Here is a 14,300-nt window from a genome sequence, read left to right on the forward strand (position 1 = left end):
GCGTGTCGAACGTCGGCGCTTCACGTGTCGGCTCCCGAGCGCTCGTCCGGTTGGCGCGCGGATGAGCTGCCGCGCCCCAGGCGGCCGACGGCGGCCGGCACGCTGACGACGCCGAATGCTCCGGAGGCGACGAGCACCGCCGTCGCCGTCCACTCCTGCCAGCCCCACGGGATCGCCCCCGCCTCGATCGCGTTCCCCGGGTCCAGGGGGTCGTAGACGATCTCGACGACGTCGAGCTCGAAGTGGTGCGCGACAAGGTGCGTCAGGCTCGTGTGCGTCGGGCTGGTGCGCGCCGGGTCGCCCGCGGGCGCGGCGCGCGCCAGGAAGTACACGTCCGCGTACCCACCCCAGCTGCCGGTCAGGTTCGTCCCTTCGACGACGGCCGTCCCGGACGCTCCTCGTTGGTACAGGGCGGCCGCCTGGGCCGCCTGGACCACCATGAAGCCGCCGCTCGCGAGCACGAGCCCGCCGGGGATCAGGAGGAACAACGTGACGGTCAGGAGCCATGGTTGCGTGTCGGCGTCGTCACGCAGGTAGCTGACGACGGCGGCGTGTGCGCGTCGCAGGCCTCGCCCCGCCGCGACCTGCGCCCGGGCACGCTTCGCGAGCTCGGCACCGACCGGGACGAACAGGAGGACCCCCGGCAGGACTAGCAGGTCCAGCAGGGCGAACTCGATCACGTAGCGATCGATCCACGGGGCGCCTACCGCGGCGGCCCGGCTCGGTCGTTGCGGGTCGTACGTGAGCTCGAACGTGTCGCCGACCTCCAGGTGGCGGGGCCAGTGGTGCAGCGTGGTCGAGAACAGCGGTTCCTCGAGCGTGCGGACGTCGAGCGAGTCGCCCGCCCTCCCGTCGTTCCGGTACTCGACCACCGCCTCGACGGTGACTCTGCGTGCGTCGAGGATCAGTGGCCTGGCCAGGTGTTCCGTGGTGAGCCCCGCGAGAGGGATCCAGAAGAGGAGGAGGCAGAGCGGCGCGACCACCAGCTGCCCGGTCGGCTGCGTCGCCAGCTGCGCCCGGAGCCTTCGCCAGGAGAAGACCCGCGTCGCCGGCTGCTTCTGGGGAGGCGGTGCCATCCGGCGCTCCATCGCGCGCCGCGCCTCCTTCTGGCGCCGCGTCACCGGGACCACCCACGCGACCTGATCTCCGCAACGCGCGAGATCGTGCGCAGCGACTGCTTGGGCCGGTACTGAACTCCTGGTGGGTCGTCCGACTGGTCGCGGTGCTCGGTCACGCCGGGAGACTAGCGGCGTCTTCCCGTCGCGAGGCCGGGACCAGGCCAAACGGTCGGGTGAACTTCCTACACGCCCGCCGGCGGCCACACGCCGAGGATCACGGCCATGACCAGTCGGGCCGCAGGAGCACGGGACCGAACTGATGCACCTGACGCTGCTGCGGCGTCGAGGCTAGCGACGGAGATTGTCGGAGCCCGGTCTCCGATCACCACGAAGGCGCGCCCATGCGCGCCGGACGAGCTCGGCGGCCGCCGCGGCGGCGAAGAGCAACGCCAGGATGCTGAGCAGGTCGAGACCTGCGACCACGAGGACGGAGCTGTTGATCAGCGGCGCGTCGACGGCGGCGATCCGTGCCGGACGCTGGGGGTCGAAGACCACGTCGATCCGATCACCGACGCGGACATCCGGAGAGCGGTAGAGCGTCGACTCGAAGTGCGGCGGATCGACAGACCTGACGACCACCGTGTCAGGGGCTCTGCGCGACCCGTTGACCTCGGTCACTGCCGCAACGGCCTGCACGCCGCGTTCCGCGAGGATCTGTTTGTCCTGGAAGTATCCGAACGTGAGGTAGCCGGGTAAGGCCGTCAGCACGACGATCCAGCAGATCGTGGACACAAGTCCGCCGGTCGTCGCTCGCCTGAACTCACGGACGGCGGCACCCAGGCGCGTGCCCCCTGCGGGCCGCAGCTGCTCGTTCACGCTGCGATGCTAGTGGCACGCCCGTTCGGACTTAGACCTCGTCAGTCGGTGAAATTCGGCATGAAGTTGAAGCCGACGTTTCGAGGCTGGCGTCGTCGGCGTCCTGTCAGGCGCCCGATCAGCTCGACGACCTGAAACGACCACAGCCCAGCCATGATGATCAGAATTGCGCCGAAGGCTGCCATGGCGCTACCGAGGCCGCTCTCCATGGTGGGAGAGAAGTTCGTGGGATCCCGGGGGTCATAGCGGATGGTGACGACGTCGCCGACGGCAAACGCATCGTCGGGGTTGTTCACGTACGTTGCTCGTCCGCCGTCGTCTGCGGGGATCTCCAGCTTCAGACTGTCGCCGCGTTCGACGACAACTGCATCGACCACGACCCCCCTCGACTCCAGAACTCGTTGGGACCCGTAGATGTCTGCGATGAGGAGGATGCCCAGCACGATGACGCACGGGAAGAGGAACGCGTTGAACCAGAGCTGCTTCGTGCTGATGGTGCGGAGGTTGTAGGTCTCGTCGTAGAACCTGCGGAACATCCCGTGGCTGCCGTCCGGCTTGCTGACCATGGCCGGACGTTAGCGCGCCGTCCGCGGTCCGGGTCAGCGGGTTCCGTGCGCCGCACGGGTGAACTTTCGCCTGGTCTCTGGTGGTACGCCTACACGCCCGCCGGCGGCCACACGCCGAGGATCACGGCCATGACCAGGATCGTGACCAGCTCGTGCGCCAGGTTCAGCGTGGTGAGCTGCGGCGGGCGGCCCTCGAAGGCGTCGTGGGTGATGAAGCGGGCCGCGGTGAAGCCGACCCAGAGCAGCACGGCCGTCACTACCGACGCCGTGAAGAAGCTGCCTTCGTAGAAGACCCACGAGATGTAGACGGCGCCGGCCAGCACCCACGCCGTCAGGAAGCTGACGATCACCGTCACGACGATGGGCCAGACGCCGGCGGCCCGGGCGGCCTCGGGATCGACCTTCGCCAGCCGCATCCAGCGGGTGCCGAACACGCGCGGGGTGTACCAGACCGAGCCCACGACGAGCGTGGACAGCGTGGCCACGATCACGGCCCAGTAGTTCACGTCGGGGATCATCGGTGCTCCCGGTCGCTCGAGGTGGCCTGGTGGGGTGGCGCGGTGCGGCGCCAGGATGCGGTGGCGCGTTCGGTGGCCCGGAGAACCGGGCCCTACGCTGGCATCATGGCAGCACTCATCGCCCCCAGCATCCTGTCCGCCGACTTCGCGAACCTCGAGCGCGACCTCGGCCGGATCGCCTCCGCGGACTACGCGCACGTCGACGTCATGGACAACCATTTCGTGCCGAACCTGACGCTGGGGCTGCCGATCTTCGAGCGGCTCGCGAAGGTGTCGCCGATCCCGCTCGACGCCCACCTCATGATCGAGAACCCGGACCGGTGGGCGCCGGCGTTCGCCGAGGCGGGGGCGGCGTCGGTCACCTTCCACGCGGAGGCCGCGCAGGCGCCCGTCCGACTCGCGCGGGAGCTGCACCGGCTCGGCGCGCGCGCCGGGGTGGCGCTGCGTCCGGCCACGCCGGTGGAGCCGTTCCTCGACCTGCTGGCCGAGATCGACATGATCCTCGTGATGACGGTCGAGCCGGGGTTCGGCGGGCAGTCGTTCATCGAGGGCACGCTGCCCAAGATCCGGCGCGCGCGGCAGGCCGTGAGCGAGTCCGGGCTGGACGTGTGGATCCAGGTCGACGGGGGAGTGTCCCGGGAGACGATCGAGCGTGCGGCCGACGCCGGCGCGAACGTCTTCGTGGCTGGCTCCGCGGTGTACGGGGCCGAGGACATCCCGGCCGAGATCGCGACGCTCCGCGAGCTGGCGACTAAGCACACCCACTGACGGCCCTCGCCCGTCCCCGCCCGACCCCGGCCGCTGAGTGCTGGGTATTTGTGTCTTTTCCTGCCGCAGCAGCGCAAATACCCAGCACTCAACGCTTGTCTTCGCTCGGTTTCTGGTTGGAAATAGTGTGCCAAGCGCCTTTGATTGCCCGCACCGGTCCGCGCGCGGCGCACCGATCCGCCCCGGTGGGGGAGGGCGGCGGCTCGTACTTTCGGCCGGGCGGAAGACCGGTCCTTGGGCCGATGACCTCGCTCGACCGGGCCGGGATGCTCGGTACATGACGACACCCGACGCGGTACCTGACGCGGCACCCGGCGTGGCAGCGGCTCCCGGGGCCGCACCCGACACCGCATCCATGACGACGTCCGTGACGCCGTCCCGGCGCGCCCGGCGCCACACCTGGCTCGTTCCTGCGGGCCTGCTGCTCCTGTCGGTGATCCCGGCGCTCGGCGGCTCCGCGCGGCTCGCGGAGCTCGCCTCCGACCCGGTGCTGACCGAGGAGAACGCGCGGTTCGTGACCCAGCCGCTGCCCGTCGTCGTGCACATCGTGTGCGTGACCGTCTACAGCATGCTGGGCGCCTTCCAGTTCGTGCCGGCCCTGCGCCGCCGGCGCTGGCACCGCTGGGCCGGGCGGGTGCTCGCCCCGGCGGGCGTCGGCGTCGCCCTGACCGGGCTCTGGATGACGGCGTTCTACGACCTGCCGGTCAAGGACACGGTCGTGGTCAACGGCATGCGTTACCTCGTGGGCACCACCATGCTGGCGGCGATCGCGCTGGGGGTCCGGGCGGCCCTGCGCCGCGACTACGCCACCCACTCCGCGTGGATGACGCGCGCGTACGCGCTGGCCATGGGCGCCGGGACCCAGGGGCTGCTGCTCGGGCCCCTCGTGCTGGTCACGGGGAGCCTGGACCCCGTGACCAACTCGATCGGGCTGACCGCCGGCTGGGTGATCAACATCGCGGTGGCCGAGTGGGTGATCCACCGGCGCCGGCTCCGGGAGCGCGCGTGACCCGGCGCCGCCTCCGGGAGCACAGATGACGGGAGCGCGTGTGACGCAGACCATGGCCGCGCGCGACGCGACCTGTGGCATGCTGGCGAGCAGCAGTACGCACACACGTGCTCCGGGGTCGGTGTAATTCCGAGCCGGCGGTTATAGTCCGCGACCCGCGTCCGTCCGCAAGGACGGGCCGGTTGACCTGGTGGAACTCCAGGACCGACGGTGAAAGTCCGGATGGGAGGAAGCACGTGCGGCGGAGCCGTCCCCTGGGACGCGCTACGTCGTGACGTCGTGCGCGCGAGCAGAGCCTTCGGGCTCCTGACTCGCGTACCCGTCGTCCACCCCCGGAGCGCCGACGCTCGGGGAGGACGGCATGAATCAGGCACCGATCGGACCGGACGGTCTCCAGGCCGCGATGCGCCGCGCCCTCGCGCTGGCGCGGCTGGGCCCGGCGTACGGGCCCAACCCGCGCGTCGGCTGCGTGCTCCTGGATTCCGACGGCGGCACCGTCGCGGAGGGTTACCACCGCGGCGCCGGCACGCCGCACGCCGAGGCCGCCGCCTTGGCGGACGCCCGGTCCCGGGGTGTGGACCCGCGCGGCACGACGGCGGTCGTGACCCTGGAGCCCTGCGCGCACCACGGCCGCACCGGCCCCTGCGCGGACGCCCTCATCGAGGCGGGCGTCGCCGCGGTGCACGTCGCGGTCGGGGACCCGAACCCCGTCGCGACGGGCGGCGCGACCAGGCTCCGTGACGCGGGCATCCCGGTGTCCGTGGGTCTGCTCGCCGACGACGGCGAGGAGCTGCTGCGGCCCTGGCTGCACGCGGTCCGCAGCGGCCGCCCCTACGTGACCCTCAAGCTCGCCACCAGCCTCGACGGCCGGGTCGCCGCCGTGGACGGGACCAGCCGCTGGATCACCGGCGACCGGGCCCGCGCGCACGCCCACACGGTCCGCGCGCAGGTCGACGCGATCGCCGTCGGCTCGGGGACTGCCCTCGTCGACGACCCGTCGCTGACCGCCCGCCGGGCCGACGGCAGCCTCTTCGAGCACCAGCCGCTCCGCGTGGTCCTCGGCCGCCGCGAGGTGCCCGACGACGCCCGCCTGCGCGGGCCCGGCGGCCCGCTGCTGCACCTGCCCACCCACGACCTCGACGCCGCGCTGCGCGAGCTCGGCGGCCGGGAGGTGCGCCAGCTGCTCGTGGAGGGCGGCCCCACGCTGGCCACGGCGCTGCTGGCCGCGGACCTCGTCGACGAGCTGCACGCCTACGTCGCCCCGGTGCTGCTCGGCGTGGGCGCCACCGCCGTCGGCGACCTCGGCGTGACCACCATCGGTGAGGCCGCGCGCTTCGCCACCGGGGACGTGACCCGGCTGGGCGACGACGTGCTGCTGGTCGCGCGTCGCCTCAAGCCCGCTGAGGCCCAGCCTCCGCAAGACCAGCCCTCTGCAGACAACACAGCGGCAGACAACACCGCGGCAGACAACACCGCGGCAGAGCAGACCGCAGCCCATTCCGCTCAGGACGGCCGCCCCGGCCGGCGCACCCAGGAGGAGATCTGATGTTCACCGGAATCGTCGAGGAGCTCGGCTCCGTCGTCGCGCTCGTCCGTCCCGACGGCCCGGCCGGCGCCGACGCCAACCCCGATACCGACGCCGTCGCGCCCGATACGGTCGCGCCCGACGCCGTCCTGACCGTCGCGGGGCCGCTCGCCACGTCCGACGCCCGTCCCGGCGACTCGATCGCCGTCGACGGCGTCTGCCTGACCGTCACCTCCGTCGCAGACGGCGCGTTCGTGGCCGAGGTGATGCCCGAGACACTGCGGCGCACGTCGCTCGGCGGCCTGGTGCCCGGCGCCCGGGTCAACCTGGAGCGGGCGCTGCCTGCGAACGGCCGCCTGGGCGGGCACGTGGTCCAGGGGCACGTCGACGGCGTCGCCGTGCTCGTGCGGCGGACGCCCGGGCCGCGCTGGGACGACCTGGAGTTCTCCGCCCCCGCCGCCCTGACCCGGTACGTCGCGGAGAAGGGTTCCGTGGCGCTGTCGGGGGTCTCGCTCACGGTGACGTGGGTGTCGGACGACGGGTTCGGCGTCTCGCTCATCCCGACCACGCTCGCCGCCACCACGCTGGGCCGGCTGGTCCCGGGGGACTCCGTCAACGTGGAGGTCGACGTGCTCGCGAAGTACGTCGAACGCCTCATGGCGAACGGGGTCGCGCGATGACCGGCGTGCGGGCGGCGGACCGCGCGACCACGGATGCAGATGGCACGGAAGCGCTTGGCACGACCGCTGCGACCACAGAGGCTGTGACCACGGGACTCGTCGAGCGCGCCCTCGCCGAGCTCGCCGCCGGGCGGCCCGTGCTGGTGGCGGACGACGCCGGCCGGGAGAACGAGGTGGACGCCGTGCTGGCTGCCGGCGTCGCCACGGCGGAGTGGGTGGCGTGGACCGTGCGGCACTCGTCGGGCTACCTCTGCGCGCCCATGCCGGCGCACCGGGCCGACGCCCTGGAGCTCCCGCTGATGGTGGAGCGCAGCGAGGACCCGCGCGGCACGGCCTACACGGTGTCGGTGGACGCCGTGGGCGTGTCCACGGGTATCTCGGCCGCGGACCGGGCGCTGACGCTGCGGGTGCTCGGTGACCCGGGCTCGGGCGCGCGCGACCTGATCCGGCCCGGGCACGTGCTGCCGCTGCGGGCCCGCCCCGGCGGTGTGCTGGAGCGGGCGGGGCACACCGAGGCCGCGGTGGACCTGGTGCGGCTGGCGGGCAGCACGACGGACACGGTTCCCGACCTCGGCGAGGTGGGCGCCATCGCCGAGCTGGTCCGGGACGACGGCGCCATGATGCGCCTGCCCGAGGCGCAGGCCCTGGCGCGGGAGTACGGGCTCGTCGTGCTGACGGTCGCCGACCTGGTCGCGTGGCGGCGGGAGCACGATGTTTCGTCGGCCGCGGCCGAGGAGCTCGGCACCGCGGAGCTCGGCACCGCTGAGTTCGGCACCGCGGAGATCGGCACCGCAGAGCCGCGCACGCCGATCTCAGGTGTTCCGGGCGCCAACCGTCGCACGGACCCCTGGGTGGAACGGGTCGCGGAGGCCGCCCTGCCGACCCAGTACGGCGACTTCCGGGTCGTGGCGTACCGCGACCTCCGTTCGGGCGCGGAGCACCTGGCCCTGACGCCGGTGGATCCGGCTGCGGCCCCGGCTACGGCTGCGGCTGCGGCTACGGCGACTGCGGCCCCGCTGGTGCGAGTGCACTCCGAGTGCCTCACGGGCGACGGCCTGGGCTCCCTGCGCTGCGACTGCGGCCCGCAGCTCGAGGCCTCGCTGCGGGCGGTGGCCGCCGAGGGCGGCGCCGTCGTGTACCTGCGCGGGCACGAGGGCCGCGGGATCGGTCTCGCGGCCAAGATCCAGGCGTACGCGCTGCAGGACGCCGGGCTGGACACCGTGGAGGCCAACGTCGAGCTGGGGCTGCCGGTGGACGCGCGTGAGTACGGCGCGGCGTCGGCGATCCTCGCGGACCTCGGCCTGGACGGGGTGACCCTCCTGACCAACAACCCGGAGAAGGTGACGGGCCTGCGCGCGGCCGGCACGGACGTCGTCGGGCGGCGTGGGCTGGTGGTGGGGCACGGCGTGCACAACCACCGCTACCTGGAGACCAAGCGGCTGGTGATGGGGCACTACACGAACGACCACGCGAGCCAGAGCCAGAGCCAGAGCCAGAGCCAGTACGAGAACGAGCACCAGAACCAGAACGAGCACGAAGGAGCATGCGCATGAGCGGGGCAGGAGCACCGAAGGTGACGGTCGACGGTACGGGGCTGCGGGTCGTGGTCATCGCGGCGAGCTGGCACGAGCAGGTGATGGACGGCCTGCTGGCCGGCGCGCGGCGGGCCCTGGCGGCGTCGGGCGCCGAGTGGACGGAGCTGCGGGTCCCGGGCTCGTTCGAGCTGCCGGTGGCCGCGGCGCGGGCGGCCGGGGTGGGCGGGGGACCGGCCGCGGACGCCGTCGTCGCGCTGGGCGTCGTGATCCGCGGGGGCACGCCGCACTTCGAGTACGTGTGCTCGGCGGCGACGTCGGGCCTGACGGACGTGAGCGTGCGCACCGGGGTGCCGGTCGGTTTCGGTGTGCTGACGTGCGACACCGAGCAGCAGGCGCTGGACCGCGCCGGTCTGGAGGGGTCGAGCGAGGACAAGGGGGCGGAGGCCGTGGAGGCGGCGATCGCGACGGCGGTGACGCTGCGGAGCCTCGCGGGCACCGCGGTCTGACTTCGGCCGGCTGGGCTGACGCGGCCGGCCGACGTGCACGGGCGCCGTCCGAACCCCTCGGACGGCGCCCACATCTCTTTCGATACCTGTGGTCTCCCGAGATTAATAGTGTGCCAAGCGCCTAAAGACCACCCGAGACCGGGTAAGACGACTCACCAACCAGCCACAAGAACGGGCCTGGAAAAACAGGGCGCGCGAAAGAGTGGGCGCGCTCGGCACATTGGCCGGGCATGAGGACATCACGCGCCCGGCGCGCAGCGGCGGTACTGGTGACGACGGCTCTGACGGGAGCGATGGCGGGCGGCCTGGTGGGCTGTGCCGATCCAAGACAAGCCGGCGGCTCGCCGGCCCCGGCTGAGGGCACAGCTGGGGGAGCCGCCGGGGGAGAGTCGGAAGAAGCACCCGAGGAGACCTCCGACGACCTGCTCGAAGGATTGCCCGGAGGCGGCGTGGCGTGCGTCGACTGGGTGCGCTTCCTTGATCCGGTCGATGCCGCTTCCGACGCCGGCGCCGTGCTGCTCGGCACCGTGGTGGAGCGGGACGGCACCGCGCGGGTGTTCGGCGTGAAGGCGCACCGCTGGCTGTTCCAGGTGGACGAGGTGCTGGAGCGGCCTGCCCCCGGCGACTCGGGCGTGCACCCGGGCGCGGAGCCGCCGCCCGAGCTCGAGGTCTCGGCGGGGGAGCAGATCTCGATCGTCTCGACGCCGGAGACGTGCGGGGGAGCGGACAACCCGTATCCCGGCGGCGACCCGCTCGACCCGGCCACGCACAGCGGCACCAACACTGGCGCAGGCGGCGGCACGGGCAACGTGATCGTGCTGCTGTCCGGCTCCACGGACGACGGGTCGACGGACGAGCCGGTGGGCTTCCAGCTCCTCACGCCGTACCAGGGGGTCGTGGTCCCGGAGGCCGACGGATCGCTGCCGGCGGAGTGGCCGACGACCCCGTGAGCGGTCCCGCGCGCGTCCTTCGGCGCGCCGCGCCGAACGAGAGTCTGGCCACAACGTGGGACGGCAAGCGGTAGTGCCCCCCTCGCCCGACTAGGCTGGGCAGGTGAAGACCTTCGAGACCCTGTTCGCCGAGCTGACCGAGAAGGCCGAGACCCGTCCCGCGGGTTCGGGCACCGTGGCCCAGCTGGATGCGGGAGTCCATGCGATCGGCAAGAAGGTCGTGGAGGAGGCCGCAGAGGTCTGGATGGCGGCCGAGTACCAGTCGGACAGCGAGACCGCGGAAGAGATCTCGCAGCTCCTGTACCACCTGCAGGTCCTGATGGTCGCCAAGGGACTGACCCTCGAGGACGTGTACACGCATCTGTGACCCGGCCCCGGGAGGGCTCGACCACGACGGTCGAGCCCTCCCGGGAGAACCGGGTCCACCGATCCGTCGTACACCCCAGAGAGGAACCAACCACATGCTGCGCATCGCCGTCCCCAACAAGGGTGCCCTGTCCGGCCCCGCCTCCGAGATGCTGAGCGAGGCGGGCTACCGCCAGCGCCGGGACACCCGCGAGCTCGTGCTCGCCGACCCCGAGAACGACGTCGAGTTCTTCTTCCTGCGCCCGCGCGACGTCGCGGTGTACGTGGGGACCGGAACGGTCGACGTCGGCATCACCGGCCGCGACCTGATGCTCGACTCGGGCGCGGACGCCGTCGAGCACCTGGGCCTCGGGTTCGCCCGCTCGACCTTCCGCTACGCTGCGCCCGCCGGGCCCGGTGCGACCGACCCCGTGACCGAGGTCGCGGACATCGCCGGCCGCCGCGTGGCGTCGTCGTACACCACGCTCGTGGCCCAGCACCTGGCGAAGCAGGGCGTCGAGCCCGCCGCGATCGTGCACCTGGACGGCGCCGTGGAGTCGAGCGTGCGCCTCGGCGTCGCGGACGTCATCGCGGACGTCGTGGAGACCGGCACCACGCTGCGGGCCGCGGGCCTGGAGGTGTTCGGCGAGCCGATCCTGCGCTCCGAGGCCGTGCTGATCCGGCAGTCCGACGCCGAGCCACCGGCCGGCCTCGATGTCCTGACCCGCCGCCTGGAGGGCGTGATCACCGCCCGCGAGTACGTGCTGATGGACTACGTGGTCCCCGAGTCCCGGCTGGAGCAGGCCGTGGCGATCACGCCCGGCAAGGAGTCCCCGACGGTCTCGGCGCAGCACCACAGCGACGCCCGCGCGGTGCGCGTCATGGTGCCGCGCAGCGAGACCAACCGGATCATGGACGCGCTGTACGACGTCGGGGCGCGCGCCATCATCGTGACCTCGATCCACGCCTCGCGGCTGTAGGACCGATGGGCGCCGGGTCGGGGAGCAGCGCGATCGGCCGCGGCCGGCGTGACGACCACTTCCGCACCTTTCGCGGCCGCTTCGGCACGCCCACGGCGTACGGCATCGCGCTGCTGTTCGCCGGCGGGTGCACGTTCGTCGCGCTGGCGGCGAGCGGCCCCGGGGCGGATGCCGCGAACCGCATCGCGATCATCGTGTTCGGGCTGCTGGGCGCCCTGGTGGCCTGGCGGTTCGGCGCCGTGCGCGCCGTCCCCGACCCCTCCGGGCTCACCGTGGTCAACTACGCGACCAGCCGGCGGCTCGCCTGGCCCGAGATCGTGACGGTCCGGTTCGGGCCCAACGACCCCTGGGTGCACCTCGACCTGGCGGACGGCGACGTGCTCGCCGTCATGGGCATCCAGCGGGCCGACGGCGAGCACGGCATGGCCGAGGCGCGTCGTCTCGTGGCCCTGATCGCGGAGCTGGGCGAGGCCGCGGAGCCCGACCAGCGGTAGCCCGACCAGCGGTAGCCCGACCAGCAATAGCAGAAGCGGGCGAAACAAAAGTAGAGCGCCTGTCCGGACGGACAGGCGCTCTACTTCTTGATCAGGGGGCGTCAGCGGGTGCTGCGCGCCTCCCAGTGGGCCGGGCCGCGGCCGCGGGGGCCACGCTCGCCGTCGGGACGACGGTGGTCGCCGCCGCTCCGGGGGGCACGGTCCCGGTCGCCGCCGCCGGTACGTGCCGGGCCACGGTCGAGCGTGATACGCAGCGGCTTGCCGGCGACGCGGGCGCGGGCCAGGCGGTCGAGCGCCTCGTTGTCCAGCGGCGCGATGATGTCCACCAGCGAGAAGCTGCCGAAGATGTCGATCTTGCCGACGTCGGCACCGGTGATGCCGCCCTCGCCCGTCAGGGCGCCGACGATCCCGCCCGGCTGCACGCCGTGCGTGTGGCCGACGGCGATGCGGTAGCGGGTGCCCCGGGCCGGACGGCGGATGCCGCGGTCGCCCTCGGAACGGCCGCGCGACGGGCGGTCGCCCGAGCGGTCGTGCCGGTCGCCCTCGCGGGTGTTGCGCCGGGCGGCCGCGGCCTTGGCCTCGGCCCGCTCGCGCTCGTACTCCTCCTGCTCCGCGCGGGCGCGCGGGCCGTCGTCGCCCACCGCGAGCGCCGCCATGGCGGCTGCGATGTCGATGGGGTCGGTGCCGGACTCCTCGGCGTAGGCGCGGATGAGCTCGGTGTAGAGCTCGAGGCGGCCGGCCTCGCGGCGGGCCGCGACCTTGCCGAGGGTGCGCTTGACCTGGTGGGCGGAGACGTCCCGGGGGGAGGGGATCTCGACCTCTTCGAGCTGGGCGCGGATGGTGCGCTCGATGGAGCGGAGCTTGCCGCGCTCGTGCGGGGTGACGAAGGTCAGGGCCTCGCCGGTGCGTCCGGCGCGGCCGGTGCGGCCGATGCGGTGGACGTAGGCCTCGGGCTCGCCGGGGACGTCGAAGTTGACGACGAGGCCGATGCGGTCGACGTCGAGGCCGCGGGCGGCGACGTCGGTGGCGACGAGGACGTCGAGGGCGCCGGAGCGGAGGCGTTCGACGATCTTCTCGCGCTCCTTCTGGGCGACGTCGCCGGAGATGGTGGCGGCGGAGATGCCCTTCTCGATGAGGGCGGAGCCGACGTCCTCGGCCGCACCGCGGGTGCGGGTGAAGACGATGGCGGCGTCGGCGTCGGAGGTGGCCAGGACGCGGGCGAGCGAGCCGACCTTGTGGCGGAAGGGCACGACGGCGTAGGTCTGGCGCACCGCGGTGACGGTGGAGGCCTGCCGGGTGACGGCGATCTGGACCGGGTCGGTGAGGTGCTGGTCGGCGACCTTCCGGATGGCCGGGGGCATGGTCGCGGAGAAGAGGGCGACCTGGCGCTCGGCGGGTGCCTGGCCGAAGATCTCCTCGACGTCCTCGGCGAAGCCCATGCGGAGCATCTCGTCGGCCTCGTCGAGGACGAGGAAGCGGATGTCCTCCAGGCGCAGGGCGCCGCGCTCGAGGTGGTCCTTGATGCGGCCGGGGGTGCCGACGACGACGTGGACGCCGTCGCGCAGGGCGCGCTGCTGGGGCACGTAGGGGGAGCCGCCGTAGACCGGCAGGACGCGGACGTCGTCCATCTTGCTGGCGAACGACTCGATGGCGTCGGCGACCTGCATGGCGAGCTCGCGCGTCGGGGTCAGGACGAGGGCCTGGACCTTGCGCAGGGCGGGGTCGACGGCGGCGAGGAGCGGGAGGCCGAACGCGGCGGTCTTGCCGGTTCCGGTCTGGGCGACGCCGGTGATGTCGCGGCCGGCGAGCAGCTCGGGGATGGCGCGGGCCTGGATGGCGGAGGGCGTCACGAAGCCGAGCTCGGCGATGGCGGCCATCAGCGGCGCGGGCAGGTCGAGGCTCGCGAAGGTGGGGCCGGTGGGCTCGGCCGGGGTCTGCTCGGTGGAGGTCTCGGAGCTGGTGGCGGCCTCGGGGGCCGTCTGGTCGCCGGAGTCGGCGGTGACCTGGTCGGTCTCCTGCTCGGCAGGCGCGATCAGGTCAGGGGTGTCGATAGACATGCAGTGCTGCACCGTTCGTCGTCGGGTGGGAGTCAGGGCCGAGGTGAGGGCCCTCGCGTCGCTCGCTCCCGACACACCTTCCCCGCAGCCGAGGCTGCGGGCCTGTCTCGCACGTTGCGTGCACACACGGGAAGACGACGAACTCCAAGGGGATGTGGCACCACTGTATCGGTTGCGGGCGTCCTGAGCACAGAGGCTGGGGGCGTGACGTGCAGCACCCGGGTGATGTCGTCCGTGGTGAGGGCGTTGCGGGCGGCGTCGTGCCGGGTGTGTCCGGGGGTGGCGCCGGGTGTGTCGGCGGGGTGGTCGGCCGGGCGTGTGCGGGGTGTCTGCGGGGTGGTCCTGCCCGTCCGGACGGCGTGCCCGTGCGTATACGCAACGGTCGCGCCGTAGGATGGCGGCCGAGACGAACCGGCGTGAGCAAGGGCGGTGT

14 protein-coding genes, 2 pseudogenes and 1 riboswitch are annotated in these 14,300 nt (G+C 72.8%); of the genes and pseudogenes, 11 read left to right on the forward strand and 5 right to left on the reverse strand.

What is annotated here, in order from left to right:
- Window positions 1–20: 20 nt before the first annotated feature.
- The 4 genes from ACFV9Q_RS25215 to ACFV9Q_RS25230 form a co-directional block, all read right to left on the reverse strand.
- Complete coding sequence (locus tag ACFV9Q_RS25215) at window positions 21–1,076, reverse strand: hypothetical protein (protein WP_377236688.1); 1,056 nt, start codon at window positions 1,074–1,076, stop codon at window positions 21–23.
- A 330-nt stretch (window positions 1,077–1,406) separates the two neighbouring features.
- Window positions 1,407–1,934: a DUF3592 domain-containing protein gene (locus ACFV9Q_RS25220; RefSeq protein ID WP_377236689.1), complete on the reverse strand. Its 528-nt coding sequence runs from the start codon at window positions 1,932–1,934 to the stop codon at window positions 1,407–1,409.
- A 41-nt stretch (window positions 1,935–1,975) separates the two neighbouring features.
- Complete coding sequence (locus ACFV9Q_RS25225; RefSeq protein WP_377236690.1) at window positions 1,976–2,500, reverse strand: hypothetical protein; 525 nt, start codon at window positions 2,498–2,500, stop codon at window positions 1,976–1,978.
- Window positions 2,501–2,589: 89 nt separating this feature from the next.
- Window positions 2,590–3,018 carry a DUF1761 domain-containing protein gene (locus ACFV9Q_RS25230; protein ID WP_377236691.1) on the reverse strand — a complete coding sequence of 143 codons (429 nt, stop codon included), beginning with the start codon at window positions 3,016–3,018 and terminating at the stop codon, window positions 2,590–2,592.
- Between the two features lie 105 nt (window positions 3,019–3,123).
- On the opposite strand from ACFV9Q_RS25230, the gene rpe reads away from it, so the two are divergent.
- From rpe to ACFV9Q_RS25285, 11 genes and pseudogenes are all read left to right on the forward strand, one after another.
- A complete protein-coding gene (gene rpe, locus ACFV9Q_RS25235; RefSeq protein WP_377236692.1) occupies window positions 3,124–3,786 on the forward strand; it encodes a ribulose-phosphate 3-epimerase in 663 nt (220 codons plus the stop codon).
- Window positions 3,787–4,063: 277 nt separating this feature from the next.
- Window positions 4,064–4,795, forward strand: coding sequence for a DUF2306 domain-containing protein (locus ACFV9Q_RS25240; RefSeq protein ID WP_377236693.1), 732 nt, complete (start codon window positions 4,064–4,066; stop codon window positions 4,793–4,795).
- 103 nt (window positions 4,796–4,898) lie between these two features.
- Window positions 4,899–5,035: riboswitch (FMN riboswitch) on the forward strand.
- 121 nt (window positions 5,036–5,156) lie between these two features.
- Window positions 5,157–6,341 (forward strand): bifunctional diaminohydroxyphosphoribosylaminopyrimidine deaminase/5-amino-6-(5-phosphoribosylamino)uracil reductase RibD, encoded by a 1,185-nt coding sequence (gene ribD, locus ACFV9Q_RS25245; protein WP_377236694.1) that lies wholly within the window; start codon window positions 5,157–5,159, stop codon window positions 6,339–6,341.
- Window positions 6,341–7,000, forward strand: a complete 660-nt coding sequence (locus ACFV9Q_RS25250; protein ID WP_377236695.1) for a riboflavin synthase — start codon at window positions 6,341–6,343, stop codon at window positions 6,998–7,000. Before ribD ends, ACFV9Q_RS25250 begins: the two co-directional genes overlap by 1 nt.
- A pseudogene (locus tag ACFV9Q_RS25255) lies at window positions 6,997–7,638 on the forward strand (3,4-dihydroxy-2-butanone-4-phosphate synthase); the annotation flags it as partial. The gene ACFV9Q_RS25250 and the pseudogene ACFV9Q_RS25255, both read left to right, overlap by 4 nt.
- Before the next feature lie 225 nt (window positions 7,639–7,863).
- A pseudogene (gene ribA / locus ACFV9Q_RS25260) lies at window positions 7,864–8,553 on the forward strand (GTP cyclohydrolase II); the annotation flags it as partial.
- Window positions 8,550–9,041, forward strand: a complete 492-nt coding sequence (ribH, locus tag ACFV9Q_RS25265; protein ID WP_377230452.1) for a 6,7-dimethyl-8-ribityllumazine synthase — start codon at window positions 8,550–8,552, stop codon at window positions 9,039–9,041. The pseudogene ribA and the gene ribH, both read left to right, overlap by 4 nt.
- Window positions 9,042–9,271: 230 nt before the next feature.
- Window positions 9,272–9,991, forward strand: a complete 720-nt coding sequence (locus ACFV9Q_RS25270; RefSeq protein WP_377236696.1) for a hypothetical protein — start codon at window positions 9,272–9,274, stop codon at window positions 9,989–9,991.
- A 103-nt stretch (window positions 9,992–10,094) separates the two neighbouring features.
- The gene (locus tag ACFV9Q_RS25275; protein ID WP_108494143.1) at window positions 10,095–10,358 is read left to right on the forward strand and encodes a phosphoribosyl-ATP diphosphatase; all 264 of its coding nucleotides are present in this window, start codon (window positions 10,095–10,097) and stop codon (window positions 10,356–10,358) included.
- Window positions 10,359–10,452: 94 nt separating this feature from the next.
- Window positions 10,453–11,316, forward strand: coding sequence for an ATP phosphoribosyltransferase (gene hisG, locus ACFV9Q_RS25280; RefSeq protein ID WP_377232553.1), 864 nt, complete (start codon window positions 10,453–10,455; stop codon window positions 11,314–11,316).
- A gap of 5 nt (window positions 11,317–11,321) precedes the next feature.
- Window positions 11,322–11,810 carry a PH domain-containing protein gene (locus ACFV9Q_RS25285; RefSeq protein ID WP_377236697.1) on the forward strand — a complete coding sequence of 163 codons (489 nt, stop codon included), beginning with the start codon at window positions 11,322–11,324 and terminating at the stop codon, window positions 11,808–11,810.
- A 101-nt stretch (window positions 11,811–11,911) separates the two neighbouring features.
- On the opposite strand, the gene ACFV9Q_RS25290 is transcribed toward ACFV9Q_RS25285, so the two are convergent.
- Window positions 11,912–13,867, reverse strand: a complete 1,956-nt coding sequence (locus ACFV9Q_RS25290) for a DEAD/DEAH box helicase (protein WP_377236698.1) — start codon at window positions 13,865–13,867, stop codon at window positions 11,912–11,914.
- Window positions 13,868–14,300: the final 433 nt, after the last annotated feature.

Origin of the sequence: Promicromonospora sp. NPDC059942 (assembly GCF_042731755.1) — a bacterium.
GTDB lineage: Bacteria > Actinomycetota > Actinomycetes > Actinomycetales > Cellulomonadaceae > Promicromonospora.